The sequence below is a fragment of the Sphingobium xenophagum genome (assembly GCF_031457465.1).
Lineage (GTDB): Bacteria > Pseudomonadota > Alphaproteobacteria > Sphingomonadales > Sphingomonadaceae > Sphingobium > Sphingobium xenophagum_A.
In genome coordinates this window covers 136,643-162,413 of sequence record NZ_JAVDWV010000005.1, presented here as the reverse complement: position 1 = coordinate 162,413, position 25,771 = coordinate 136,643, and the positions used below count along the sequence as shown (strand labels likewise).

The following is a 25,771-nucleotide window of genomic DNA, read 5'->3' as shown; positions in this document are numbered from 1 at the left end:
GGGATTAAAGCCCCTCCCCACTTAGGGAGGGGTTGGGGTGGGTGATCTTCTGCCTTGGCGGCAAGGCATTCGCCCGATCGAGAATGACGCTCAGCACCCCTTCCATATTGTCGCGCACATCCGCGTTCGAAAAGCGCAACACCAGATAGCCTTGATGGGCAAGATCGAAATCGCGGTCCCTGTCCTTGATCGGATCGTGGCGATCATCATCGACTTCGACGATCAGGCCGATCGACGGGCAGAGGAAGTCGCAGATATAAGGCTCCACCACCGCCTGGCGTCGAAATTTGAAGCCGCCCAGTTGGGATGCGCGCAGGGCGCTCCAGAGGCGGCGTTCATAGTCGGTGGGTTCGCGGCGCATGTCGCGGGCATATTGGCCTAGTCTGGCATTGATGCGTAGCGCCATCACCCACCCCAACCCCTCCCTAAGTAGGGAGGGGCTTTTATCGTGTCACGAAAGCGCAGCCTTCACCATGCCGCTGGCCTTGCTCATGTCGATCACGCTGCCGTGGCGTTCCTTCAGCACGGCCATGACCTTGCCCATATCCTTGAGGCTCGCCGCTCCCACTTCCGCCTTGATCGCGTCGATCGCGGCCTTGGTCTCGTCCTCGCTCAACTGCGTCGGCAGGAAGCTTTCGATGACGTCCAGTTCGACCTGTTCCTTCGCCGCCAGTTCGTCGCGGCCGCCGCTGTTGAACATCTCGATCGATTCGCGGCGTTGCTTGACCATCTTCTGCAGCACTTCGACCACGGTGGCGTCGTCGTCCGGCACGGTCGATGCGGTGCGCAGTTCGATGTCGCGGTCCTTGAGCTTGGCCAGGATGAGGCGCACGGCGGCGAGGCGTTCCTTGTCGCCTGCTTTCATGGCGGTGATCTGGGCGCTCTTTATCTGCTCGCGAATCATGGCGAAGCGAATCCTCGTGTCTTTGCGGAAAGCGACAGATATAATGCGAAAAGAGATTTTTAACAGACGTTGACCCCAAGCGCACACAGGCATAGGTGACCGGCCGTTTAACCCGCATCAGACGGGTTCCAAAGCCAACGCAAAAAAGGACGCTGATCTCATGGCTGACGCCAAGACCCTTACCGTGCCCAAAGGAGCGACCGGGGTCGTGGTTTTTGCCGATGGCAGTGCCGTGTTCGGGCGCGGTTTCGGCGCGGTCGGCGATGCGGTGGGTGAACTCTGCTTCAACACCGCGATCACCGGCTATCAGGAGATCATGACCGACCCCAGCTATGCGGGCCAGGTCATCACCTTCACCTTCCCCCATATCGGCAATGTTGGCACCAATCTGGACGATGTCGAGGCGACCAGCCCCTATGCGCTGGGCTGCGTGGTGCGGGAGGATGTGACCGCGCCGTCCAACTTCCGCAATGTCATGGCGTTCGACCAGTGGATGGCGGACAATGGCCGCATCGGCCTCGCCGGTGTCGATACCCGCGCGCTGACCCGGATGATCCGGGAAAAGGGCGCGCCCAATGTCGTGATCGCCCATGACCCCGATGGTGCGTTCGACTTGGCCGCGCTGGCGGCGAAGGCGGCGGGCTGGCCGGGGTTGGAAGGCATGGACCTCGCCATCGAAGTCACGGGGCAGGAAACGCGGCTGTGGCAGGATGGCGGCTGGACGCTGGGCAAGGGCTATGGCCTGAACGCCGTGGGCGAAGGCGCGCCGCATGTCGTGGCGATCGATTATGGCGCGAAGAACAACATCTTCCGCAATCTGGTGCAGGCCGGGGCGCGCGTGACTGTGCTGCCCGCGACCGCGAGCGTCGAGCAGATCATGGACCTGTCGCCCGATGGCGTGTTCCTCTCCAATGGGCCTGGCGATCCGGCCGCGACCGGCACCTATGCCGTGCCGGTGATCGCCGCGCTGCTGGCGCGCGATGTGCCGATCTTCGGCATCTGCCTTGGCCATCAATTGCTGGGCCTGGCGGTGGGCGCCAAGACGATCAAGATGCATCAGGGGCATCGCGGCGCGAACCATCCGGTCAAGCGGCTGAGCGATGGCCTGGTGGAGATCACGTCGATGAACCATGGCTTTGCGGTCGATGCCGAGACGCTGCCCGCCAATGTCCGCACGACCCATGTGTCGCTGTTCGACGGCAGCAATTGCGGCATCGAACTGACCGACAAGAACGCCTTTTCGGTGCAATATCACCCCGAAGCCTCGCCGGGGCCGCAGGACAGTTTCTATCTGTTCCAGCGGTTCGTCGATGGCCTGAAAAGCGAAGTGGCGGCATGAGCATCAAACTGCCCCCGGTCGATGAAGCCCGCCTCGCCGCCGAATGGGAAGCGGACCGCGAAGTCCTCGCCAACCTCGCCGCCAATGGCGACAAGCCCATGATCCCGCGCGCCGTGGACGTCAGCTTCAAGGGCAATGACAAGGATTTCGACCGCGTCCTGGAAATCGCCAGCCAGTTCGGCATGGTCGAACTCGACCGCGAAGAGGATGAGGATGGCGACCTGTTCCTGTTCCTCGAATGCGAACAGGCAGTGGATGAGGCGTCGATCAAGGCGTTGACCAAGAGATGTTTGCAGATCGAGATACTCTGCGGCGTTGAGTATGACGGCTGGGGGTGTGAGGCCCGGACGGGGGCGGTGCATTGATCTACTGGTCCATAATTGAAGGGAAGCCATCTTGATTGATGATGACTTCTCGCCTGATCGCATTCAATTACGAGCACTCGGACATCTGTTGATTTCGGCGCAAAATTCTCCGCTTTTCCCGAGCGTTAGAGAATCGGCATTGTATAGTCGAGTTTACGGACGAGATGTAAGTGTCGAACGGAGAGCATGGCTGGTCGAGTTGCGTGACCATGGCCTCGTTGTGATGCAGTCGGACGATTTTAGAGCTGGTGATCTCGTTGGTGAAATGCCTGTCAACATTTGCCTCACACCGGCAGGCACGCACTATATCGTCTCGCGTGCGCCATATTTTGCTGAGAACGCCCGAACACCAACGGATGATTTCCCAGACGAAATTGTGGATGCGCCTTGGGCGATCCAATCATATTTCTCTCCGCGCGCTGCGGAAATGGCTCCCGCTGCAGATAGGTTTATCCGATTTGACCACAACAAAGCGGCATTTGACGCTGCGCTCAAAAGTCTTGACGACGTTTATCAGGCATTAAAGTCGGATAACGAAATTGGTTCTTCGCAGCCTGATATTCGTGATGAAAAGCTAGAGCAGTTGAAGCTCATACGTTTATCATTGGAGCGTGGTGAAGGTTGGCAGACGAAATTGATTTCAGCAGGTTGGGGTGTTTTGGGGTATCTCGCAACTAGCTTTGCGGATCGACCAGTCGGCCATTTGGCCGAAGTCGCTTGGCAAGCCCTTCAAGTCGCTATTGGAATTCGATAATGCCCAACCGCACCGACATCTCGTCAATCCACATCATAGGTGCTGGGCACGCCCTGACTCCCTCTCCCCTGCGGGGAGAGGGTTGGGGTGAGGGGGATCGGCGTTGATGGGATATTCGACAGTCGCCGCACACCCTCATCCAACTTCGCCTAGCCAGCAAGCTGGCAAGGCTTCGTATCCTTCTCCCTCAAGGGAGAAGGTGGAAGCGGTTGCGTCGTTTGCTACACAGGCTCTGTCCCCTTCAAGGGAGAAGGTTTCGGGAGAGGCGCAATTCGGCGCGGATACTTTCCAGGACGCCGTCCCTATTCGCCAGGACATCATGGTTCCAGAAGCGGATGACACGGTAGCCATGGGCTTCGATAAGCGCGGTGCGCGCAGCGTCGCTGTCGCTGGTCGCATGCTGTCCGCCGTCCAGTTCGATCACCAGTCTCGCCCCCCGGCAGGCGAAGTCCGCGACATGCGTTCCGACCGGAAACTGGCGGACGAATTTGAAGCCGTCGATCTGCCCCGCGCGCAGTCGCGTCCACAGCGCCTTTTCCGCTTCGGTCGGGTCGCCGCGCAGCATGCGTGCGGTGCCGGTCAAGCGTTTCTCCACCACCGTCTCACACCCTCACCCAACCCTCTCCCTCAAGGGAGAGGGCTTTGGAGCGTATCAGTCAATGCCTAAAAGAACCGACATCTCCTCCATCCTCATCATCGGCGCTGGCCCGATCATCATCGGCCAGGCGTGCGAGTTCGATTATTCGGGCACGCAGGCGGTCAAGGCGTTGAAGGAGGAGGGCTATCGCATCATCCTCGTCAATTCCAATCCGGCCACGATCATGACCGACCCGGAATTTGCCGACGCGACTTATGTCGAGCCGATCACGCCCGAAATCGTGGCGAAGATCATCGAGAAGGAGCGGCCGGACGCGGTGTTGCCGACGATGGGTGGGCAGACGGCGCTGAACACAGCGCTGGCCCTGTTCAACGACGGCACGCTGGAAAAGTACGGCGTCCAGATGATCGGCGCGGATGCCGAGGCGATCGACAAGGCGGAGGACCGGATCAAGTTCCGCGATGCCATGGACAAGATCGGGCTGGAATCGGCCCGCTCACGCATTGCCCATACGATGGAAGAGGCGCTGGAAGGGCTGGAGTTTACAGGGCTTCCCTCAATCATCCGCCCCAGCTTTACCATGGGCGGCACTGGCGGGGGCATCGCCTATAATCGCGATGAGTTCATGACCATCGTGCGCGGCGGGCTGGATGCGTCGCCGACGACCGAAGTGCTGATCGAGGAATCGCTGCTCGGTTGGAAAGAATATGAGATGGAGGTCGTGCGGGATCGCAACGACAATTGCATCATCATCTGTTCGATCGAGAATGTGGACCCGATGGGCGTCCACACTGGCGACAGCATCACCGTCGCCCCGGCGCTGACGCTGACCGACAAGGAATATCAGATCATGCGCAACGCATCCATTGCGGTGCTGCGTGAAATCGGTGTCGAAACAGGCGGTTCCAACGTACAGTTCGCGGTTAATCCCAAGGATGGCCGCCTGGTCGTGATCGAGATGAACCCGCGCGTGTCGCGTTCGTCCGCGCTCGCGTCCAAGGCGACCGGCTTCCCGATCGCCAAGGTCGCGGCGAAGCTGGCGGTGGGCTATACGCTCGATGAGATCGAGAATGACATTACCGGCGCGACCCCGGCCTCGTTCGAACCGACGATCGACTATGTTGTGACCAAGATCCCGCGCTTCGCGTTCGAAAAGTTCAAGGGTGCCGAGCCGCTGCTGGGCACGGCGATGAAGTCGGTCGGCGAAGTCATGGCGATCGGCCGCAACATCCATGAATCGATGCAGAAGGCGCTACGGGGCCTGGAAACCGGGCTGTGCGGCTTCAACGATGTCGATCATCTGGCCGGTGCGCCCAAGGACGATATCGTCGCGGCCCTGGCGCAGCCGACGCCCGACCGGTTGCTCGTCGCGGCGCAGGCGTTGCGCGAAGGGCTGACCGTCGCGGAGATCCATAACATCGCCAAGTTCGATCCCTGGTTCCTGGAGCGGATCAAGGAGATCGTCGAGGCCGAAGCGCAGGTTCTGGAAAACGGCCTGCCGCGTGATGCCGATGGGATGCGGCACCTCAAGTCGATGGGCTTTTCCGACAAGCGGCTTGCTTATCTGGCGCTCAAATCCGCCAATCTGCGCGGCATGGAGCGGGGCATCGCGCGCGGGTCGGGCCTGATCCACGAAGCGGTCAAGGCGATGACCGGCGGCGTCACCGAAGCCGAGGTACGCAAGCTGCGCCACAAGCTCGGCGTACGGCCGGTGTTCAAGCGCATCGACACCTGCGCGGCCGAGTTCGCGGCCAAGACGCCCTATATGTATTCGACCTATGAAGCGCCGATCTTCGGCGAGGCCGAAAATGAATCCGCGCCGACCGATCGGGAAAAGGTCGTCATCCTGGGCGGCGGGCCGAACCGGATCGGGCAGGGGATCGAGTTTGACTATTGCTGCGTCCATGCCTGCTTCGCGCTGTCGGAGGCGGGCTATGAAACGATCATGGTCAACTGCAACCCGGAAACGGTGTCGACCGACTATGATACGTCGGACCGTCTCTATTTCGAGCCGCTGACCGCCGAGGACGTGCTGGAAATCCTGGCCGTCGAAATGACCAACGGGACGCTCAAGGGCGTGATCGTGCAGTTTGGCGGGCAGACCCCACTCAAGCTGGCACAAGCGCTGGAGGATGCGGGCATCCCGATCCTGGGCACCTCGCCTGACGCGATCGACCTGGCCGAGGATCGCGAGCGGTTCGCTGCGCTGATCGACAAGCTCAAGCTGCGTCAGCCCGCCAACGGCATTGCGCGCAGCCGGGAGGAGGCGATCGCAGTCGCCAACCGCATCGGCTATCCGGTGTTGATGCGGCCCAGCTATGTTCTGGGTGGCCGGGCGATGGAGATTGTCGACGGACAGGCGCAGTTGGAGGAATATATTACCACCGCCGTTCAGGTGTCGGGCGAATCGCCGGTGCTGATCGACCAATATCTGCGCGACGCGATCGAGGTCGATGTCGATGCGCTGTGCGATGGCGAGGATGTCGTGGTCGCGGGCGTGCTGCAGCATATCGAGGAGGCGGGCGTCCATTCGGGCGACAGCGCTTGCTCGCTGCCGCCCTACAGCCTGTCCGATGACATCATTGCGGAGATTGAGCGACAGACCGAGGTGTTGGCCCATGCGCTGTCGGTGCGTGGCCTCATGAACATCCAGTTCGCGGTGAAGGATGGCATGGTCTATCTGATCGAGGTCAACCCGCGCGCCAGCCGCACGGTGCCCTTCGTCGCCAAGGCGATCGGTACGCCCATCGCCAAGATCGCTGCGCGGGTGATGGCGGGCGAGATGATCCGCGACCTGCCCAAGATCGACCGCAATGCGATCGACCATGTCGCGGTCAAGGAAGCCGTCTTCCCGTTCGGGCGCTTCCCCGGCGTCGATCCCGTATTGTCGCCGGAAATGAAGAGCACCGGCGAAGTCATGGGAATCGATAGCAATTTCGCGACCGCCTTTGCCAAGGCGCAGATCGGGGCCGGGACGTTGCTGCCGACCAGCGGCACGGTGTTCATCTCGCTCAAGGATAGCGACAAGCCGGTGATCCTGCCCGCCGCGCGCAAGCTGGTCGATATGGGCTTCACGCTCATCGCGACCGGCGGCACGGCCGATTATCTGGCGGACCATGGCATAGCGGTGGAAAAGGTGAACAAGGTTGCGGAGGGACGTCCGCATATCGTGGACAAGATCACCGACGGCGACGTGCAGTTGATCTTCAATACCACCGAGGGCTGGCAGTCGTTGAAGGACAGCAAGGCGATCCGCACCAGCGCGCTGCGCGGCAAGGTCGCCAGCTTCACCACGGCGGCCGCCAGCGTCGCTGCGGCCGATGCGATCGAGGCTTTGCGGGAGCATCCCCTTGAAGTGCGCTCGCTCCAGTCCTATTATCCCCTGTCGCACGCCTGATCCCCTGCACAAGGAAGCATGCTGCGGGCGGCCCGCTGTTCGGGCCGCCAAAGGGAAGTTTTGACGAAGGATTTGCAAAATGGCGACCGTTGAGAAGATGCCGATGCTGCAGATGGGCTATGAAAAGCTCAATGCGCAGCTGCGCGAACTCAAGGCCGAACGGCCCCTCATCGTGGACGCCATCGAGGAAGCGCGCGCCCATGGCGACCTGTCCGAGAATGCGGAATATCACGCCGCCAAGGAACGGCAGGGCCAGGTAGAGGCCACGATCAACGATCTGGAAGACAAGCTGTCGCGCGCGCAGATCATTGATCCCGCGACATTGTCGGGCAACAAGATCGTGTTCGGCGCGACGGTGACCTTGCTCGACGAAGATGACAAGCCGGTGAAATATCAGATCGTCGGCCAGGCCGAGGCGGATGCCAAGGCGGGCATGATCTCGTACAACAGCCCGCTGGGGCGCGCGCTGATCGGTCGTACCGTCGGCGAAGATGTCGAGGTATCGGTGCCGTCGGGTGACAAATTCTACTCGGTCGAGAAAATCGAGTTCATCTGATCCCGTGAAATTGCCCGCTGGCCCCATGACGAACGGGATCGCGGCGATCAGTTTCGCCGTCTTCCTGATCCTGTATCTGACGGGTCATATCGACAATGCTGCCGTCTTGGGCGGGTTCATCCCCGCGCGTGTGGGCGATGCCGACCTGCTGGCGGGGCTGGCGGCGGTGACCTGGTGGCTGACGCCGCTCACTTGCACGCTGATCCATGCCGGTTGGCTGCATGTCGGCTTTAATATGTTGATGCTGGTCTTTTGTGGGCGGCATGTCGAACATGTGTTGGGCAAGGGGCCGACGCTGCTGCTCTATGGCGTCGGCGCTTATGCGGCGTGCGGGGCGCAGTGGCTGATAGATCCGGGCTCGACCGGGCCGATGGTGGGCGCGAGCGGGGCCATTTCGGCCGTCGTTGCCACCTATGCCTTGCTATATAGCCAGCGGCAGGTGCGCCGGATCGGGCCATTTTCGGCCAATGTCGTGCGCTTGGCCTGGCTGGCTGGCGGCTGGATCGCGCTGCAGTTGATGATCGGATTCGCCACCGCCGGGGGCATGGGCGATCTGGGACAGATCGCGGTCGCCGCGCATATCGGCGGCTTTCTCGCCGGGCTGGCTCTGACCCGGCCGCTGCTCCGCTGGCGCTTCCGTAAAAGGCCGCGCGCGGTTAATTGATCACCAGAAAATAGCCGTTCCCCGGATTCATCCGAGGAACGGCTATGGTCAGGTTCAGTCCGCCTTGGGCAGTTCGGGTTCCAGCAGGCGATGCAGATGTACGATTACATAACGCATTTCGGCGTCGTCCACCGTGCGCTGCGCCGCGCCGCGCCACGCCTTTTCGGCCGAGGCATAGTCGGGAAATACGCCGACCAGGTCGACTTTGCTGAGGTCTTGAAATTCGAGCGTTTGCGGATCGGTTACGCGACCGCCCAGCACCAGATGCATTTTGCTCATGGCGTTTTATTATCTCCCTTGGGTGGGCGGCGACCCTAGCAGCGCCGCACGCCCGGTCCAAGGGGGACTAAAGCCGTGTTGGCATGCTTTTCACGCCGTCGCGATTAGCTTTTGGGCAACCGCGCCTTGATCGCATCGCCCAGCGCTTCGATACGGTGCGCCACAAGCGAGGTCACATCATCGGCGAGCTTCGATGCCTTGGCCGACAGATCGGCCGAAGCGAGATTGTCACGTGCATGTGAGGCCGCATCGCCAGCACTATGCAGCGCATGGGTGGCACCGGACTTTACCGTTTCAGCGCCTTCGGCGGCGGCAGCGCGGGCGGCGAGCGCCGCCTCGGCGACCCGCGATCCAGCGGTAACGGCAAGGCCTGGCAGCGCCTTCATCATTGCGCGGCTCTTGGGGAACATCCAGGCGACGACGGCACCAACGGCGATCGCGCCAGCTACAGCGGCGACCGGATGGTCCTGCACGATCTGGTTGGCGCGGGTTGCGGCGCGCTGCGTCTTGTCGCGGGCGTCGCCATAGGCCATGCCTGCCTTGTCGCGGCCGGTCTGCACCAGTTCGCCAGCGCCTTCGCGCGCCTTGGCGGTGGTTTCACGGATGCGGTCGGTTGCGGTCGTGGCAGCGTCGTTGGCCGCTTCACGGGCGCGGTTCACTTGGGCACGAATGTCAGCCATGGTCATTCTCCGGCAAATCTGTTGGGGTGTTCCTGAAACGAACGTATAGACGCTGGAAAAGTGCCGTGATCGGCCGCCGCGCGAGAAAAAGCGCGAACGCGGCCGCAGCTGCTCCGACGGCCACGGGCCGTTGTTGCACTTTGGCAGCGCCTAAGGCGACCGCGCTCGATACCGCGCCTGATACGCCGTCGATCGCCTTGTCCTTGGCATCCTGAACCAGACGCGCAGGCGCGATCCGCGCTTTCGCTTGCGCGGCGCTGAGCTTCATCTGCGCGCGGGCCAGATCGGCGCGGGCGCAGGCTTCTCGATAAGCCAGTTCCTGCGTCATGGCGTGATCGCCTTCTTCATGCGGGTGATGCAGCCCTTGGCCATCAGCAGCAGCAGGATCGTCACAACCAAGCCGCCGCCGGTCACGATCAGCGTCGCCCACAAGGGGTCGAGATGGCGGGACAATGCCACGACAAGACCGACCAGCAACGCGACGATGCTAGCGAAAGCCAACATGAGCGCGACCAGTCCCAGCACGGCCGCATTGCGAACGCCGACGCCGACTATGCTGAGCCGCAACTTCTGCTTGTCCGCTTCGGCCGAGGCATAAGCCCGGCCATCGGCGTACAGCCGGGCGAAGGCGTCACGCACGCTTTCGGTGCGCGCGCCCTCTTGCGGACCGCCTGGCTCCAATCCTTCGGCGTGCGGCGTAACCGCCGTTTCCGTTGGCTCTTGTGTCAATAGATCCTCCGCCCCGAAACTGGAGCTTTTCGTTTCAGTGACGGGAAAGCCGGAACGGCAAACCCTCAGGCCTTGTCGTCCGACCCCTTGGCGAGGCGCATCAACACGAAGCCGACTACGGCGGCCGCACCGATCGCGACAGCCGGGCTCTTGCGCACGAAATCACGCGCTTCGGCCATCAACTGATCGACATCCTTATTGTCCAAGCTATCAGCCGCACCGGCAACCTGTTCGGCGGCCTGACGAGCATAGTCGCCATATTGCGGGCCGAGCTTGGCATCGACCGTGGCGGCCGTGTCAGCGATCAGCTTTGACAGGCTCTGCATGGCCGTGCCGGTCTTGTCCTTGGCGACGCCCGCGGCGGACTTGGCGGTCTTGCCAGCCTGCTCCTTGATCGGGTCGATATGGGCTTTCCAATCAACCGCGTTCAACTTCTCGGCCGCAGCCTTGGCTGCCTTCTCGGCTTGCTCCTTGATCGGCTTGATCTGGGCGCTCAGACCCTTTGCAGTGCTTTCCACCTCAGCGGCGGCGTCAGACGCAGCTTCCGTCGCGGCTTTCTTGAGCGGTTCGGCCTTCACGGCGACGGCGCTGGCGGCGGTATCCAGGGTCTTGGCCTTGGGCGGGCGTCCGCGCTTGGCGGCCGGCGTTACCGGGGTATCAACCATCGTCCTCAATCTCCCTCTTGATGCAGCATGGTGCGCCGCACGAGGCGGCAGGTGGTTATATTCCAAATGCTCCGCAGCGGCATGCAGTTCCGTTGCCGTCACATTTTCGAGCATCGGCATTTTTCCGAAGCTTGCAAGCCCTGCATTGCCAATAGCCGGGCTGCTGGCTAAGCGGAGCGCGGAAAAACAGGGGAGGGGCTGCCATCAGGGTTGCCCGCCCATTGTCAGTGCAGGGAGCGATCATGACCGCCATTCTCGACATTCACGCCCGCCAGATTTTCGACAGCCGGGGTAACCCCACCGTCGAAGTCGACGTCATGCTGGAGGATGGCAGCTTCGGCCGCGCGGCCGTGCCGTCGGGCGCGTCGACCGGTGCCTATGAAGCGGTGGAAAAGCGCGACGGCGACAAGAGCCGCTATATGGGCAAAGGCGTGTTGAAGGCGGTCGATACCGTCAATGACGAGATTGCCGGCGAACTGATTGGCTTCGATGCCGAAGATCAAGGCGAAGTCGATGCCGCGATGATCGCGCTCGACGGCACAGACAATAAGTCGAACTTGGGCGCCAACGCGATCTTGGGTGTCAGCCTGGCGGTAGCAAAGGCCGCGGCCGATGCGCGCGGCCTGCCGCTCTATCGCTATGTCGGCGGCGTGTCCGCGCATGTGCTGCCGGTGCCGATGATGAACATCATCAACGGCGGCGAACATGCCGACAACCCGATCGACTTTCAGGAATTCATGATCATGCCGGTCGGTGCCGAAAGCATCGCCGATGCCGTGCGGATTGGGTCGGAAATCTTCCATACGTTGAAGAAGGGCCTGCACGACAAGGGGCTGGCGACGTCGGTCGGCGATGAAGGCGGCTTTGCGCCCAACATCGCCTCGACCCGCGATGCGCTCGACTTCATCATGCTGTCGGTCGAAAAGGCTGGCTACAAGCCGGGCGACGACGTCATGCTGGCGCTCGATTGCGCCGCGACGGAATTCTTCAAGAACGGCAAATATGAGATTTCGGGCGAAGGCCTGTCGCTCAGCCCCGTTGAAATGGCCGACTATCTCGCCGCCCTGTGCGCTGACTATCCGATCAAGTCGATCGAGGACGGCATGAGCGAGGATGATTTCGAGGGCTGGAAGGCGCTGACCGACAAGATCGGCGGTTCGGTGCAGCTGGTCGGCGACGACCTGTTCGTCACCAATCCCAAGCGTCTAGCCATGGGCATCGACATGGGGCTGGCCAATTCGCTGCTGGTCAAGGTCAACCAGATCGGCACGCTGACCGAAACGCTGGCGGCGGTCGATATGGCGCACCGCGCCCGCTATACCGCCGTCATGTCGCACCGGTCGGGCGAGACCGAGGACGCGACCATCGCCGACCTGGCCGTTGCCACCAACTGCGGCCAGATCAAGACCGGCTCGCTCGCGCGGTCGGACCGGCTTGCGAAATATAACCAGCTCATCCGCATCGAGGAAGAACTGGGCGATGTCGCCGTCTATGCCGGACGCTCCATCTTCCGCTGATCGGCTTTCCTTCGGTTGGCCGCAAGTTCGACAAAATTCGCTTGCGGCCGACCTTTTCTTGTGATTCTTGTGGGCGATGGCGCACATCGCGAAGCTACGTCTCCTTTTATTCTCGGCCCTTGGCCCTGCGATCGCGCTGCTTCTGCTGCTGTCCTTCGCGGGCTACGTCGTCGTGGGGTCGAACGGCATCCTCGCCTGGGGTGACTATTCGCGGCAGCTTGGCGCGGCCAAGGCCGAACTCAAGCGCGTGCAGGAAGCACGCGCCGACTTGCGCAACCGGGTCGACCTGCTCAATCCGCGCCGCGTCGATCCCGATCTGTCGGACGAACTGATCCGCCGCCAGCTTGGCGTCATCCACCATGATGAAGTGATCGTGCCGCTCAACTGAGCCTTCGCCGCGACCAATATTAGCCCAAGATTATAGCTTTGACCTGGATTCCGTCGGGTCCGCCGTTGCAATATATGCAACTCTGCCGCTATATCGGGCTTCCTTCCATCCTACCCTACGCAAGAGGATAAGAGCCTTGGCGAAACCAACGACGCCGCGCCCGACCCGCGCAGAGGCCGAGGCGAAAAGCCCGGTCGGCGCGGACCATAACCGGCCTCGCCCCGACACTCCGACCGATTACAAGGCCAGCAAGGAAGAATTGCTGGAATTCTACCGGCAGATGGTCCTCATCCGCCGCTTCGAAGAGAAAGCGGGCCAGCTGTACGGCCTGGGTCTCATCGGCGGCTTCTGTCACCTTTATATCGGCCAGGAAGCGGTTGCGGTCGGCATCCAGTCGGCGCTCGTGCCCGGCAAGGACAGCGTTATCACCGGCTATCGCGACCATGGCCACATGCTGGCCTATGGCATCGACCCCAACGTCATCATGGCCGAACTGACCGGCCGTGGCGCGGGCATTTCGCGCGGCAAGGGCGGTTCGATGCATATGTTCAGCGTCGAACATAAATTTTTCGGCGGCCATGGCATCGTCGGTGCGCAGGTGTCGCTTGGCGCGGGCCTCGGCTTCGCGCACAAATATAACGGCGATGGCGGCGTGTGCGTCGCCTATTTCGGCGATGGCGCGGCCAACCAGGGCCAGGTCTATGAATCCTTCAACATGGCCGAGCTGTGGAAACTCCCGATCATTTTCGTCATCGAGAATAATCAATACGCCATGGGCACCAGCGTCAACCGTTCTTCGGCGGAAGACCAGCTCTATCGCCGGGGCGAAAGTTTCCGCATCCCCGGCATCCAGGTCAACGGCATGGACGTGCTGGCCGTGCGCGGTGCGACCGAGGAAGCGTTGAAGTGGGTGCAGGGCGGCAATGGCCCGATCCTGCTGGAAATGAAGACCTACCGCTATCGGGGCCATTCCATGTCCGATCCGGCCAAATATCGGTCGCGCGAAGAAGTGCAGGCGATGCGGGACAAGTCCGACCCGATTGAGGGCGCCAAGGTCTATCTCGCCGAACATGGCGTGGGTGAGGACGAACTCAAAAAGATCGACCAAGACATCCGCAAGATCGTCAGCGAAGCGGCCGATTTCGCCGAATCTTCGCCTGAGCCGGACATGGCCGAACTCTATACCGACGTGCTGGTGGAGCAATATTAATGGGTATCGAAATCAAGATGCCGGCACTCTCGCCGACGATGGAAGAGGGCACGCTGGCCAAGTGGCTGGTGAAGGAAGGCGACGAGGTTAAATCCGGCGATATTCTGGCCGAGATCGAAACCGACAAGGCGACGATGGAATTCGAAGCCGTCGATGAAGGCAAGATCGGCAAGATCATGATCGCCGAAGGGTCCGAAGGCGTGAAGGTCGGCACGGTCATCGCGACGATGGCCGGTGAAGAGGGCGAAGACGAAGCACCGGCACCGAAGGCCGCAGCGCCTGCCAAGGCCGAGCCCGAAGCCCCCAAGAAGGCCGAAAGCGGCACTGCCAAGCTGGCGTCGGAAGCCAAGGCGACCGTTGCCGACCCGGACCTGCCCGAAGGCACCGAGTTCGTCAAAACGACGGTCCGCGAAGCCCTGCGCGACGCCATGGCCGAAGAAATGCGCGCCGACGAGCGCGTGTTCGTGATCGGCGAGGAAGTGGCCGAATATCAGGGTGCCTATAAGGTTACCCAGGGTCTGCTGGACGAATTTGGCGGCAAGCGCGTCATCGACACGCCGATCACCGAATATGGCTTTGCCGGCATCGGCACGGGCGCGGCGATGGGCGGCCTGCGCCCGATCGTCGAGTTCATGACGTTCAACTTCGCCATGCAGGCGATCGACCACATCATTAACTCGGCGGCCAAGACCAATTACATGTCCGGCGGCCAGATGCGCTGCCCGATCGTGTTCCGTGGTCCCAACGGCGCGGCCAGCCGCGTCGGCGCGCAGCATAGCCAAAATTATGCGCCCTGGTATGCCGCCGTCCCCGGCCTGATCGTCATCGCGCCTTATGACGCGGCTGACGCCAAGGGGCTGCTCAAGGCCGCGATTCGCTCGACCGATCCGGTCGTGTTCCTGGAAAACGAGCTACTCTACGGCCGCAGCTTCGACGTGCCTAAGGTCGATGACTATGTCCTGCCGATCGGCAAGGCGCGGATCATGCGGCCGGGCAAGGATGTGACGCTGGTCAGCTATTCGATCGGCGTCGGCCTTGCGCTCGACGCGGCGGAAACGCTGGCCGGCGAGGGCATCGACGCGGAGGTCATCGACCTGCGCACGCTGCGTCCGCTCGATACCGCGACCGTGCTGGAAAGCCTTAAAAAGACCAACCGCATCGTCGTGGTCGAAGAAGGCTGGCCGACCTGCTCGATCGCGTCGGAAATCGCCGCCGTGGTCATGGAAAAGGGCTTCGACGATCTCGACGCCCCGGTGCTGCGCGTCACCAACGAAGACGTGCCGCTGCCCTATGCCGCAAATCTGGAAAAGGCAGCGCTCATCGACGCCGCCCGCGTGGTCGAAGCCGCGAAAAAGGTTTGCTACAAGTGAAGAGGAAAGGGCGGCTCACGGGCCGCCCTTTTTTCCATCAGGTGCAGCGAGCCGTGGCCGATGCCGCCAGATTGCCCGCATTCTTGATCGCCTGGTCGGTGCGTTCGCGCACATTGAACGCGCTGGTATAACGGATGACCTTAGGGCCAAAGAGCGCGTCGGTTACCAGCGGCTGGTATCGGTAGGCGACTTCCACGAACATGACGGCAGTGCCGGTTCCGGCTTTGATTTTTTTGTCAGCCGTGGTGCCCGGCCCCATCCCGTCTTTCAAGCTGGCATTGGTCTTGCCATCGCCCGCTACGCCATAGCTGGATGGGAAAGCGCCATTACCCCAGCAACGCTGCCACCGGATCGTTTGGCCTTCATTGGGTGCAGTCAATCCATTGGGTTCCAGGCTGGACAATATGATCCGCCCATTTTGCTGCAAGGCGAGCTTGTCGGAGGTCAATTCGGCGCCGACCATGATTTCATTGACGTCGGCTTCGTCAATGGAGGTGCGAACGCGCGATGCATTGTCGGCGACCAGCATCGCAATCTGGCTGAGCCGCATATGCGCGAGCGCGAGATTGGCGGTTTCCAGTCCCGCCATGCACAGGATCAGCAGCACGGGCAGCGAAATAGCGAATTCGATCAGCGCGACCCCGCGATGGTCGTCGCGCAGGTCACGCCATCGGCGACGCAGCAGGCTCAGATTATGGGTCACGTGCAGATGATCGCTGGCTTGGGCTGGTTGGCCCAGGGCTGGTTGCGGACGATGGTGGTGGCCTTGGCCGACTGGGTCGGGTTCCACCCCAACATCTTGGCCATGGGGAACACGCGCGGCATCGACACGGTGACTTCGTAATAAACGATGTCGTCCGCGCCGCCTAGGCCATTGGACCCCAGCGCAGTGTCATAGGAGCCGTTGCCATTGGCATCTTCATAACAGTCGCCGACATTATAGCTGCCCAGCGGCGCGGTATCGGTTGTGATCTTCTCCGGCTTGCCGACGCGCGAGAAATTATAATAGCTTTTCTTCACCACCGACGTCGTGCCGTTCTTGGCGTTGATCGTCGCCATCTGCGCCGCGATATAGGTGTCGATCTGCGCGCTGTTCAATGTGCCGACCGAAGCAGAGCGCGACGCCTGCTCCAACACGCCGCGCGTGACCGAGCGAAGATAGGATTGATAGCCCAGGTCAGCGATCGCCATGATCGTCAGGCACAGGGGCGCGGCGATCAGGCCGAACTCCACCAATGTCGCACCGCGCGCGTCGCGGCATAGACGACGGAAACGAGATACTGCCGTCCCGATCATTTCGACACTCGCAAGCCGCCGATATTCTTGGCGATGTCCCTGAATTTCTGCGTGAGTTGGGCTTGTGTATAGGCCATCATCCAGTGATTGGTACTGGATGCGCAATTTTGCAGTGGCGTCTGAATATCGCCCTCGGACTGGTTGCGGAAGCCGATGACCCAGATGGTGATGCCTCTTGCTTTGACCGCGTTGCACAACATTTCAAGGCGACGGTTATGGATGGCGGTCAGGTTGACGTCGCTGGTATTTGCCGCCGCAACACGAGCGTCGAGCAGTTGATAGCCCCAGGCACCATAGACCGCCTGATAGGCGCTCATATCACCGTCCGTCATGAATACGATGTGGCGGGAGATGTTGAAGCCATTGGGCGCATTGGCATTGTCTCCAGCGAAAATGCCGGTCGGCGACAGGAAGCGTGCGCCCCAGACCATGCCGATATCATGATAGGTGCCACCGACTGCGACCAGACCATCGACATATGCGTCGTAGCTGCTGCTCTGACCTGCTGGAATAGCCGAGCGGCTGGAATAGCTGGTCAATCGGCGCGACTGGCTGGGGCAGGCCATCCAGCCGCCGTTGATTCGCGTCTGCGAGTTCAGGTGCGCACCGGCACGGGTAAATTCCACGTCGGGCCAATGGGGGCGCCACCGGGTATCCGTGCTGGTTGGCAAGGTGTCGATCTGCAGGTCGAAGGCATTGATGGGTACGGAGGAGACAGAGGACGATGCGGTTATGCCGCTGTCGGTCGATCGTTCTTCTATACACCCTGTCCAACTGGAGGTCGATGGCACGGGGAGGCCGCCGGTGTCATTGGGTGAACTGGCATGATAGGCTGGGTTTGCCACAGCATTGCCGGTGATGAAAGCCGACACAGGCAGCGGGAACTGCCCATATTCCCAATAGTAAAAAATGCGATCCGCACCGTTCTCATTCGTTGTCGAATAGGTTTTGGTGACGAGGTCTTCGCGCCGCACGCATTTGCGATTTGTGGAGCCCGATGGAGCAGCCGTCGATCCATTGAAACTGTCGTAGCTATAGGTTGTCGTCACGGTATTGGCCGGCGCGTTTCCGCTCGTCGACGGGTTTGTACCGTTGTTATTACCATATGCCGTGCACTGCGCTGGCGATCGCGTGGACGAAGTGGACGCATTATTGGCCGCCGCCGATGTCGCGAAGCAGGTGTTGAGCCCATAGCGACGATAGCAGACAGAAGGGGTGGAGGAGGCTTCAAAGTAGAATACGGGTCGGCGCGTCTGGTAATTCCATGTTTCGCCGCTGACTGCTCCTATCAGATGGGTGGTCGGCAATTGATAGCCGACATTGACCGTTGAGCTATAGGGCATGAATCCATAGCGGATGCGCCCCGTTGCATCCGATCCTGGCCCCAGCGTGTCATAGAAATCCTTGACCGCCTGACGCAGGGCAGCGATGCGGGTGGTGGTGCCGCCGGTACCATTGCTGATGGCCTGCTCCATCGACCCGGTGGTGTCGAGCACCAGCATGACATCGGTATTGCCGATGTCGAACCGCGCCTCGCACGTCACGTTCAACGGCAGCGTCGTGAACTTGAAGATTTTCATCACCGTGGTCGGGATGGTGGTCGATGCCGTCACCTGAACCGTGGTGGTTTCGCCTGGCTTGCTCTGGATGACGGGCACGAAATTCGCCGTTTCGGCCGTGCCTTGCGGGAAGTTGAAATCGAAAAACTTCCGCGCTTCCGCAATATTCGCCGTGGTCATTGACGATGTCGTCATCGCCCGGCGTCCCGCCAGCGCCGCCGCGTCGCAGGCCTGTTGCAGGCGCGATCGCGCCATATAGGCGCGGCTCATGTCCAGACCCCCGCCGATCAGCGCGGCGAGCGGGATGATCGCGGCGGCGACGATCGCCATGGTATTGCCGGCCTGGCTCTTCGCCAGACGGCGGAGGAACCCTACAGGATGTTCGATCTGCTTGCCCATTTGTCCGCCATCACCCATGTCGTGCCCAATGCCCCCCACTTCGGGCCGGACAGATGTGTTTCGCCTATGCAGGCGCACTCGTTAGAATGTGTATGAGGAAGATGGTTAAAGGACCGATAACTTGCCTGCCCCGCCAAAGCCGGGACGATTGGCGCGTATGAACGGGCCGGGGGAGGATTTGTCGCCACTGGTCACGGTGCTGGCCGCCCATGCCGGGCCGCAGGCAGCGCGGCATCGTGCGCTCTGGGCGTTCGACGCGCGGCTCGCCCATGTCGCGCGCACGACCAGCGAACCGGCGATCGGGCAGATGCGGCTTGCCTGGTGGAATGACGTCATTGATGATGCCGACGCGCGCAAGGGGCGGGGCGAACCCGTGGTCGATGCGTTGCGCGCGACGGGCGCAATGACCGCGCCGGGGCTGGTCGCAATGATCGACGGCTGGGAAATATTGGTGGTCGAACCGGACATCGACGTGGAAGGGCTGCGTGCCTATGCCATCGGCCGGGGCGGCGGCCTGTTCCGCGCGCTGGCCGATGTCGCCGATGCGCCGGACTGGCTGGAGGCGGCGGGGCAGCTTTGGGCGCTATGGGATATGGCTGGCCATGTCGGCGACGTGGCGCTGGCCGACGCGGCGCTGGCGTTGGCGCGGGAGATCGCGCCGCAAATGGACGGTGCGCGCTGGCCACGCGCATGGAAGCCACTGCGTATAGTAGCGACGCTTGCGAGACAGGATGTGCTGGCCGGACGGCGCGCACCGCTGGGGATGCCGCGCGCGCTGGCCTGGCGGTTACTGCGGATCGCGCTTGTCGGGCGGTAGGCAGGCACGATAGGCTACCCACCGCATGGGCTAGGGAGCGGGCATATGGGGCGATTGCTGGCAGGGGGCATGGCGGCATTGCTGCTGGTGGCTGGCGGCCTGTTCTGGTGGTCGGGGCAGGCGAGCAATGACCCGGTGCCCCAACTGGCCATGGCCGCGCCACCGCCGCCCGCTGTGGAGAGTTTGCCGGAAGGCGATCCCGACGCGGTGGGAGAGGCGCCGCCCATGCCGGGCGAGGCCAGCCCGCAGAGCCGCGAACAGAAACGCTTTGCCCGCTACGACCGCAATCGCGACGGCGTGATCACCCGGATCGAGATGCTCGGCAGCCGGACCAAGGCGTTCAAGGCGCTCGACAAAAATGGCGACAATCTCTTGTCGTTCGAGGAATGGGCGGTGGCGACGTCGGATCGCTTTGGCGCAGCGGACGCCGATGGCGATGGCAAGCTGACCCCCACCGAATTTGCCACCACCGCCCCCAAACGCGCCGCCAAGCCGAAATGCCGCTGCTGAGCCGCTCAGGCCTCAGGCCGAGTCCAGATCCACGTCCCGCCGATCAGCGCGGCGGCGATCGGGATCAGGAACCAGGGAAAGGGCGAGAAGAACAGCGCCAGTACGACGCTGAAAGCAAAGGCCCCCAGCGCGGCCTTCTTGCCGCGTCGACTGATCGCGCCTCTCTCGCGCCAGCGGCGGATATGCGCGCCAAAATGCTTGTGATCGAGCAACTTCGCCTCCAGCCTCGGACTGGACCGGGCGAAGCAGAAGGCGGCCAGGATCATGAAGGGAACGGTCGGCAGTAGGGGCAGGAACGCGCCGATCGTGCCGAGGCCCAGCGACGCCCAACCAGCGATGAAATAGAGATATCGCCGCATGATCGGTCCTGTGGGAGTGGGGTGTTGCTATTGTTTCGCAACTGCGACCCGTGAAGGCAAGGGAAAGATCAGGCCGCGGGCAAGCGCAAACGCGCGAGCAACCCGCCCAGATCCTCGCTTTCCTCCAACAGCACCGACCCGCCATAGATTTCCGCGACGTCGCGCACGATGGCAAGGCCAAGCCCGGTGCCGGGCTTGCCCGAATCGAGCCGCACGCCGCGATCGAAGATGCGGACGCGCTCTTCCAGCGGAATGCCCATGCCGTCATCCTCGACCAATATCTCGACCATGTCACCCGCGCGCTTCACCGTCGCGAACACGGAGCCGCCGCCATATTTGGCCGCGTTTTCGATGAGGTTGCCCAGCATCTCGTCCAGATCCTGCCGCTCGACACGCACGGCAGCCTCTTTGTCGCCATCCATGTCCACCCGCGCCTGCGGATAGAGGCGCTGCACCGCGCGCTCGACGGCGGTCAGGCTGGCCCACACCTCCGCCCGGCTCTGCGCCGCGCCGCGTCGTCCGACGGCGCGGGCGCGGGCGAGGTGATGATCGACCTGCCGCCGCATCGTCGTCGCCTCGCGGATGACCGCTTCGCCAAGGTCGGGCGACTGCGCGGTTGCGGCGTTCATGATGACGGTCAGCGGCGTCTTGAGCGCATGGGCGAGATTGCCCGCATGGGTGCGCGCCTCCTCCGCCTGCCGCTCATTATGGGCGAGCAGCGCGTTCAGTTCCTCGACCATCGGCAGCACTTCGGCGGGCATCGGCTCGGTCAGGCGGCTTTTCTGCCCGTCGCGCATACGCACGATTTCCTGCCGCACCTTGCGCAGCGGCCGCAGCCCATAAAAAGTCTGCAACGTCGCCAGCACGAACAGCCCCAGCGCCAGCATCGCGAAACTCTGGAACAGCGTCGCGCGCAGCGTCTTGATCTGCGCATCCAGCCCGGATCGCGCCTGGCCGACCATGAACAGCCAGCGGCTGTCGGAACCGGGCAGCACCACGGTCCGCTCCATGATGCGCAGATCCTCGCCAGGGAATTGCTTGCTGTCATAGACATGCAGGTGCCGGTCGCGATGTTCCTCCGGCACCTTGAGCGCGCGATCCCACAGCGAGCGGGAGCGCCAATCCTCATGCCCCTTGGCGCTGACCTGATAATAAAGGCCGCTATTGGGCTCCAGAAAGCGCTGATCGGCGAGTTCCCGGTTGAACAACACCTCGCCTTCCGGCCCGATCTCGGCCGCCGCGATCATCGCGGTCAGCACATAATTCATGCCATCGTCGAAATTGCGCGTGATCGCGTCGCTCAACACCCGATCCAGCGCCACGCCGCCGCCGATCAGCAACAGGCTGATCCACAGCGCGGCAATGCCCATCATCCGGCGGCTGATGGAGCCGGTGGAGCGGACGGGGGGAGGGGATTGGGGATCGGTCATGCTAATATCAGATCGGCCCCATATCCGTTCGGGCTGAGCCTGTCGAAGCCCTCTCCTGAGCGGAGCGAAGGCGCCTCACTGCGTTCGGCAGAGCCCTTCGACTTCGCTCAGGGCGAACGGGACGAGAAATCAGATCAGCGCCCCGGCTCGTCGAGGCTGTAGCCCAGACCGCGAATGGTGGTGATCACATCGGCACCCAGCTTCTTGCGGATGCGCGTCACGAACACTTCGATCGTGTTGGAATCGCGGTCGAAATCCTGGTCGTAAATATGCTCGATCAATTCGGTGCGGCTGACCACCTTGCCCTTGTGGTGCAGCAGGTAGGACAGCAATTTATATTCCTGTGCGGTCAGTTTGACCGGATCGCCCTTGAGCGTCACCTTGCCCGACCGCGTATCGAGCCGAACATCGCCCGCGGTCAGTTCGCTCGACGCATTGCCCGATGCGCGGCGGATGAGCGCGCGCAGCCGGGCGATCAACTCCTCGCTCTGGAACGGCTTGGCGAGATAGTCGTCCGCGCCCGCATCCAGGCCCGCCACCTTGTCCGACCAGCTATCGCGCGCGGTCAGCACCAGCACCGGAAAGGCGCGCCCTTCTTTGCGCCAGCGGTCCAGCACGGTCAGCCCGTCGATCGTCGGCAGGCCAAGGTCCAGCACGACCGCGTCATAATTTTCGGTGGAGCCAAGGAAATGGCCGTCTTCGCCATCGGTGGCGAGGTCGATGGCATAGCCAGCCCCCTCCAGCGTGTTCCTGAGCTGCTGGCCCAGATTCGGTTCATCCTCGACGATCAGCAGACGCATGGGCTTTCCGTTTCTTTTATAAAGCGAGCGCGGTCAGCGCGCCCAGCCGATGATATCGCCTGTCCGGCCGTCGGCATCAACCCATACCACCTTACCGTCCTTCACATATTTCAGGCGATAGCGGTTGGAGCCGGGATTGAATTCGCTGCCGACATAACTGGCCCCGTCCATCTGGGCATCGACCCGCCGCTTGATCATGGCAAAGGGCATGACATGCCCGTCCAGCATCGCGCGCCGGGCGGCGTCCTGTTCGTCACGCCGACCGCCTGCATCAGCGACGGGCATCGTCACCACCAGCGCGAGCGCCGCACCAATCCCGATCGTCACAGAGGCTGGCAGAATTTTCCACTTCATAAGCATGGGCATGACATAGGCGCAGGGCATTGAACAGGTGGTGAATGATGGGGATTGTTTCGCGGCTCCCCCGTCCTACGCGACGATACCGGCAGGACGGGGGGCGAAAAGGACTTACTTATCCAACGCATATTGCACGGTCAGCGTCACCGAAGCGCTGACCTGGCCAGGTTCAACCGGAGTCGTGGCGACCGAATCCGCTTTGAAACGGGCACTCTGCAGCATCGGCATGGGCGGTTGGCCACCGCTGTTGCTTTCGCTGATCGAAATCAGCCGCGCGGTGCGGAAACCGGCCGCCTGGGCGTAGAAATCCGCCTGCGCCTTGGCACTCTTCAACGCCTGACCACGGGCCTGCGCCAGCATCGGCGCGGGATCGTCGATCGCAAAGCTCGGACCATTGACGTTGGTGGCCCCCGCCGCGACCATCGCATCGAGTAGCGAGCCGACCTTCTTCACGTCGCGCAGCTTGACGGTCAGCGTGTTGGAGGCCTCATAACCCAGAAAACGCGGGCCGGTGGGTTCGCCGTCGCGCTGATTATAATCATATTGCGCGTTCAGGTTGATACCGCTGGTCTGGATATCCTTCTTGGCGATGCCTGCGCGGGCAAGCGCCGCGATCAGCTTCTCCGTCTTGGCGGCATTGTCCTGCATCGCCGCCTGCGCGGTCGGTGCGCGGGTCTGGACCCCCGTGCCCACGGTCGCGATGTCGGGCGATCCTTCCACGCTTTCGGTGACGTTCAGCGTCACGACCGGCGCGGTTTCGGCAATGGTCACATTGGTCTGGGCGGCCGCGATGGCGGGCAGGGCGGCACTGGCCAAAGCCAGAAGAACAAGGGCGGATTTCATGAAGGGAACTCTCCTGTGGGGATGCCGGTCTTTTGTATCGGCTGCGATGAATGGACGCTGACATGCGTTGAAAGCCGTGGGACAGCTTCCGGTTCCTTCGCCCTTGCCCCCCGGCGCGCTAACGCCTAGCTGCACGGCCATGGCAGCACCTCTTCTTTCCTACGAAAATCTTGGCCTCTCCCAGGGCTCCCACTGGTTGTTCGAGGGGATCGACATTCATGTCGGTCAGCGCGACCGATTGGCGCTGATCGGGCGCAACGGCGCGGGCAAGACGACCCTGTTGAAACTGGTCGCGGGCTTGATCGAGCCGGATCGGGGCACACGATCGGTCCAGCCGGGCGCGCGGGTCATCATGCTGGAGCAGGACCCAGACGTCACGCCCTTCGCCACGCTGCATGATTTCGCGCTGGCAGGCGAGTTCGCGCCCGCGCCGCATGAGGTGGAGGCGATCGCCGACCAACTCGGCATCGATCTGTCGCGCGAAGCGAAGACCGCAAGCGGCGGCGAACGGCGCCGCGCCGCGATCGCCCGCGCGCTGGCGAGCGAACCGGACCTGCTACTGCTGGACGAACCGACCAACCATCTGGACATCGCCGCGATCGACTGGCTGGAAAACTGGTTGGCGCGCTATAATGGCGCGTTCGTCGTCATCAGCCATGACCGCGCCTTCCTGACCCGGCTCACCCGCCAGACGCTCTGGCTCGACCGGGGCGTCATGCGCCGCAGCGAAATCGGCTTCGGCGGCTTCGAACAATGGATGGAAGCGGTCTATGCCGAAGAGGCGCGCGCGGCCGAAAAGCTGGACGCTAAGCTGAAGATCGAGGCGCACTGGCTCGAACGCGGCGTGACCGCGCGGCGCAAGCGCAACCAGGGACGGCTCGCCAAATTGTGGGAAATGCGCGAAACCCGCGCCGCGATGCAGGGACCGCAGGGCACCGCGAAGATCGCGGTGGCGAGCGACGACAGCAAGACCAAGAGCGTCATCAAGGCCGAGCATGTCACCAAGATGTTCGGTGACAGGGTCATCATCGACGACTTCACCCTGCGCATCCAGCGCGGCGACCGGATCGGCATCGTCGGTGGCAATGGCGCGGGCAAATCGACGCTGCTCAAGCTGCTGACCGGCGAACTCGCGCCCGACAGCGGCAGCGTGACGCTGGCCCAGACGCTCGACATGATTTTCATCGACCAGCAGCGTAGCCTGATGCAGGGCGACAAGACGGTGCGCGACGTGCTGGCCGAGGGCGGCGACTGGATCGACGTGCGCGGCGTGCGCAAGCATGTCCATGGCTATCTCAAGGACTTTCTGTTCGATCCGTCGCTCGCCGAGGCCAAGGTTGCTACCCTGTCCGGCGGCGAACGGTCGCGCCTGTTGTTCGCGCGCGAATTTGCCCGCGAATCGAACCTGTTGGTGCTGGACGAACCGACCAACGATCTCGACCTCGAAACGCTCGACCTGTTGCAGGAAGTGATCGCCGATTATGACGGCACGGTCCTGATCGTCAGCCATGACCGCGACTTTCTCGACCGCACGGTGACGGTCACGCTTGGGCTGGATGGCACCGGCGTCGTCGACGTGATCGTCGGCGGCTATGCCGACTGGATCGCCAAGCGCGACCCGCGCAAGGCCGCCAAGGCAGAGAAGAAAGCCGCCGCCGCGCCCGCGCCGCCCAAGCCCGTGTCGGCCAAGCTGACCTATAAGGACCAGCGCGACCTGGAACTGCTGCCCAAGCGAGTCGAGGAATTGGAAGCGGCCATCGCCCGCGACGAAGAGGCCCTAGCCGACCCCGCGCTCTACACCCGCGACCCCAAGAAATTCGCCGCGCTGACCGGCGCGATCGACAAGGCGAAGGCGGAGAAAGAGGCGGCGGAAATGCGCTGGCTGGAATTGGCGGAAAAGGCCGAAGGCTTGGCGGGGTAAAAAAACGCCCCGTTCGGGCTGAGCTTGTCGAAGCCCTGTTCTTACTTCAAACAAGTATAGCCCTT

Annotated in this window: 29 protein-coding genes; 13 read left to right on the top strand and 16 right to left on the bottom strand. The window is 62.4% G+C overall.

Features of this window, described 5'->3' with window-relative positions; translation table 11 throughout:
* Positions 1-4: 4 nt before the first annotated feature.
* Both J2W40_RS06595 and J2W40_RS06590 read right to left on the bottom strand, forming a co-directional pair.
* Positions 5-406, bottom strand: a complete 402-nt coding sequence (locus J2W40_RS06595; RefSeq protein WP_310222880.1) for an endonuclease domain-containing protein — start codon at positions 404-406, stop codon at positions 5-7.
* A gap of 45 nt (positions 407-451) precedes the next feature.
* On the bottom strand, positions 452-904 hold the full coding sequence (locus J2W40_RS06590; protein ID WP_310222878.1) for a GatB/YqeY domain-containing protein: 453 nt from the start codon (positions 902-904) through the stop codon (positions 452-454).
* A gap of 160 nt (positions 905-1,064) precedes the next feature.
* On the opposite strand from J2W40_RS06590, the gene carA reads away from it, so the two are divergent.
* The 3 genes from carA to J2W40_RS06575 are packed head-to-tail and all read left to right on the top strand — an operon-like array spanning position 1,065 to position 3,362.
* Positions 1,065-2,243: a glutamine-hydrolyzing carbamoyl-phosphate synthase small subunit gene (gene carA / locus J2W40_RS06585; protein ID WP_310222876.1), complete on the top strand. Its 1,179-nt coding sequence runs from the start codon at positions 1,065-1,067 to the stop codon at positions 2,241-2,243.
* Positions 2,240-2,608, top strand: coding sequence for a ribonuclease E inhibitor RraB (locus tag J2W40_RS06580; RefSeq protein ID WP_310222874.1), 369 nt, complete (start codon positions 2,240-2,242; stop codon positions 2,606-2,608). Before carA ends, J2W40_RS06580 begins: the two co-directional genes overlap by 4 nt.
* A gap of 31 nt (positions 2,609-2,639) precedes the next feature.
* The gene (locus J2W40_RS06575) at positions 2,640-3,362 is read left to right on the top strand and encodes a hypothetical protein (protein WP_310222872.1); all 723 of its coding nucleotides are present in this window, start codon (positions 2,640-2,642) and stop codon (positions 3,360-3,362) included.
* Between the two features lie 241 nt (positions 3,363-3,603).
* Here J2W40_RS06575 and J2W40_RS06570 read toward each other — a convergent pair whose 3' ends face one another.
* Positions 3,604-3,945, bottom strand: coding sequence for an endonuclease domain-containing protein (locus J2W40_RS06570; RefSeq protein ID WP_310222870.1), 342 nt, complete (start codon positions 3,943-3,945; stop codon positions 3,604-3,606).
* A 76-nt stretch (positions 3,946-4,021) separates the two neighbouring features.
* On the opposite strand from J2W40_RS06570, the gene carB reads away from it, so the two are divergent.
* The 3 genes from carB (at position 4,022) to J2W40_RS06555 (ending at position 8,577) form a co-directional block, all read left to right on the top strand.
* Positions 4,022-7,357 carry a carbamoyl-phosphate synthase large subunit gene (gene carB, locus J2W40_RS06565; RefSeq protein WP_310222868.1) on the top strand — a complete coding sequence of 1,112 codons (3,336 nt, stop codon included), beginning with the start codon at positions 4,022-4,024 and terminating at the stop codon, positions 7,355-7,357.
* A gap of 79 nt (positions 7,358-7,436) precedes the next feature.
* Positions 7,437-7,913, top strand: coding sequence for a transcription elongation factor GreA (greA, locus tag J2W40_RS06560; RefSeq protein WP_037473492.1), 477 nt, complete (start codon positions 7,437-7,439; stop codon positions 7,911-7,913).
* Between the two features lie 25 nt (positions 7,914-7,938).
* The gene (locus J2W40_RS06555; RefSeq protein WP_310222866.1) at positions 7,939-8,577 is read left to right on the top strand and encodes a rhomboid family intramembrane serine protease; all 639 of its coding nucleotides are present in this window, start codon (positions 7,939-7,941) and stop codon (positions 8,575-8,577) included.
* Between the two features lie 54 nt (positions 8,578-8,631).
* Here J2W40_RS06555 and J2W40_RS06550 read toward each other — a convergent pair whose 3' ends face one another.
* The 5 genes from J2W40_RS06550 to J2W40_RS06530 form a co-directional block, all read right to left on the bottom strand.
* The gene (locus J2W40_RS06550) at positions 8,632-8,856 is read right to left on the bottom strand and encodes a DUF4170 domain-containing protein (RefSeq protein WP_037473495.1); all 225 of its coding nucleotides are present in this window, start codon (positions 8,854-8,856) and stop codon (positions 8,632-8,634) included.
* Positions 8,857-8,960: 104 nt separating this feature from the next.
* Positions 8,961-9,536, bottom strand: coding sequence for a hypothetical protein (locus J2W40_RS06545; RefSeq protein ID WP_310222863.1), 576 nt, complete (start codon positions 9,534-9,536; stop codon positions 8,961-8,963).
* Positions 9,529-9,864, bottom strand: coding sequence for a hypothetical protein (locus J2W40_RS06540; RefSeq protein WP_310222861.1), 336 nt, complete (start codon positions 9,862-9,864; stop codon positions 9,529-9,531). Before J2W40_RS06540 ends, J2W40_RS06545 begins: the two co-directional genes overlap by 8 nt.
* Positions 9,861-10,265, bottom strand: a complete 405-nt coding sequence (locus J2W40_RS06535; RefSeq protein ID WP_310222859.1) for a phage holin family protein — start codon at positions 10,263-10,265, stop codon at positions 9,861-9,863. Before J2W40_RS06535 ends, J2W40_RS06540 begins: the two co-directional genes overlap by 4 nt.
* 65 nt (positions 10,266-10,330) lie before the next feature.
* Complete coding sequence (locus J2W40_RS06530) at positions 10,331-10,930, bottom strand: hypothetical protein (protein WP_310222857.1); 600 nt, start codon at positions 10,928-10,930, stop codon at positions 10,331-10,333.
* A gap of 242 nt (positions 10,931-11,172) precedes the next feature.
* On the opposite strand from J2W40_RS06530, the gene eno reads away from it, so the two are divergent.
* The 4 genes from eno (at position 11,173) to J2W40_RS06510 (ending at position 15,415) form a co-directional block, all read left to right on the top strand.
* Positions 11,173-12,447, top strand: coding sequence for a phosphopyruvate hydratase (gene eno, locus J2W40_RS06525; protein ID WP_069064902.1), 1,275 nt, complete (start codon positions 11,173-11,175; stop codon positions 12,445-12,447).
* Between the two features lie 76 nt (positions 12,448-12,523).
* Positions 12,524-12,835 (top strand): FtsB family cell division protein, encoded by a 312-nt coding sequence (locus tag J2W40_RS06520; RefSeq protein WP_069064901.1) that lies wholly within the window; start codon positions 12,524-12,526, stop codon positions 12,833-12,835.
* Positions 12,836-12,971: 136 nt separating this feature from the next.
* Positions 12,972-14,045, top strand: coding sequence for a pyruvate dehydrogenase (acetyl-transferring) E1 component subunit alpha (pdhA, locus tag J2W40_RS06515; RefSeq protein ID WP_037473379.1), 1,074 nt, complete (start codon positions 12,972-12,974; stop codon positions 14,043-14,045).
* Entirely contained in the window at positions 14,045-15,415 is a 1,371-nt protein-coding gene (locus J2W40_RS06510; RefSeq protein ID WP_310222852.1) for a pyruvate dehydrogenase complex E1 component subunit beta, read from the top strand. The genes pdhA and J2W40_RS06510 overlap by 1 nt, the downstream gene beginning before the upstream one ends.
* Positions 15,416-15,452: 37 nt before the next feature.
* Here J2W40_RS06510 and J2W40_RS06505 read toward each other — a convergent pair whose 3' ends face one another.
* Genes J2W40_RS06505 through J2W40_RS06495 form a run of 3 tightly spaced genes read right to left on the bottom strand, consistent with a single transcriptional unit; the run spans position 15,453 to position 18,708 of the window.
* Positions 15,453-16,118, bottom strand: coding sequence for a TadE/TadG family type IV pilus assembly protein (locus tag J2W40_RS06505; protein ID WP_310222850.1), 666 nt, complete (start codon positions 16,116-16,118; stop codon positions 15,453-15,455).
* Positions 16,115-16,711, bottom strand: a complete 597-nt coding sequence (locus J2W40_RS06500; RefSeq protein ID WP_310222848.1) for a TadE/TadG family type IV pilus assembly protein — start codon at positions 16,709-16,711, stop codon at positions 16,115-16,117. Before J2W40_RS06500 ends, J2W40_RS06505 begins: the two co-directional genes overlap by 4 nt.
* Positions 16,708-18,708: a pilus assembly protein TadG-related protein gene (locus tag J2W40_RS06495; protein WP_310222846.1), complete on the bottom strand. Its 2,001-nt coding sequence runs from the start codon at positions 18,706-18,708 to the stop codon at positions 16,708-16,710. The genes J2W40_RS06500 and J2W40_RS06495 overlap by 4 nt, the downstream gene beginning before the upstream one ends.
* 118 nt (positions 18,709-18,826) lie before the next feature.
* Between J2W40_RS06495 and J2W40_RS06490 the strand changes: the two genes are divergently transcribed.
* Together J2W40_RS06490 and J2W40_RS06485 are read left to right on the top strand one after the other, a co-directional pair.
* Positions 18,827-19,486 (top strand): squalene/phytoene synthase family protein, encoded by a 660-nt coding sequence (locus tag J2W40_RS06490; RefSeq protein WP_310222844.1) that lies wholly within the window; start codon positions 18,827-18,829, stop codon positions 19,484-19,486.
* Between the two features lie 45 nt (positions 19,487-19,531).
* Complete coding sequence (locus J2W40_RS06485) at positions 19,532-19,996, top strand: EF-hand domain-containing protein (protein ID WP_310222843.1); 465 nt, start codon at positions 19,532-19,534, stop codon at positions 19,994-19,996.
* 5 nt (positions 19,997-20,001) lie between these two features.
* Here the strand turns inward: J2W40_RS06485 and J2W40_RS06480 are convergent, their stop codons facing one another.
* From J2W40_RS06480 to J2W40_RS06460, 5 genes are all read right to left on the bottom strand, one after another.
* A complete protein-coding gene (locus J2W40_RS06480; protein WP_310222841.1) occupies positions 20,002-20,355 on the bottom strand; it encodes a YbaN family protein in 354 nt (117 codons plus the stop codon).
* A 68-nt stretch (positions 20,356-20,423) separates the two neighbouring features.
* Positions 20,424-21,728, bottom strand: a complete 1,305-nt coding sequence (locus J2W40_RS06475; protein WP_310223049.1) for a sensor histidine kinase — start codon at positions 21,726-21,728, stop codon at positions 20,424-20,426.
* 191 nt (positions 21,729-21,919) lie between these two features.
* A complete protein-coding gene (locus J2W40_RS06470) occupies positions 21,920-22,585 on the bottom strand; it encodes a response regulator transcription factor (protein ID WP_310222839.1) in 666 nt (221 codons plus the stop codon).
* Between the two features lie 33 nt (positions 22,586-22,618).
* On the bottom strand, positions 22,619-22,969 hold the full coding sequence (locus J2W40_RS06465) for a hypothetical protein (RefSeq protein ID WP_310222837.1): 351 nt from the start codon (positions 22,967-22,969) through the stop codon (positions 22,619-22,621).
* 84 nt (positions 22,970-23,053) lie between these two features.
* Positions 23,054-23,785: an SIMPL domain-containing protein gene (locus J2W40_RS06460; RefSeq protein WP_310222835.1), complete on the bottom strand. Its 732-nt coding sequence runs from the start codon at positions 23,783-23,785 to the stop codon at positions 23,054-23,056.
* 139 nt (positions 23,786-23,924) lie between these two features.
* Between J2W40_RS06460 and J2W40_RS06455 the strand changes: the two genes are divergently transcribed.
* Entirely contained in the window at positions 23,925-25,706 is a 1,782-nt protein-coding gene (locus J2W40_RS06455) for an ABC-F family ATP-binding cassette domain-containing protein (protein WP_310222833.1), read from the top strand.
* Positions 25,707-25,771 lie beyond the last annotated feature (65 nt).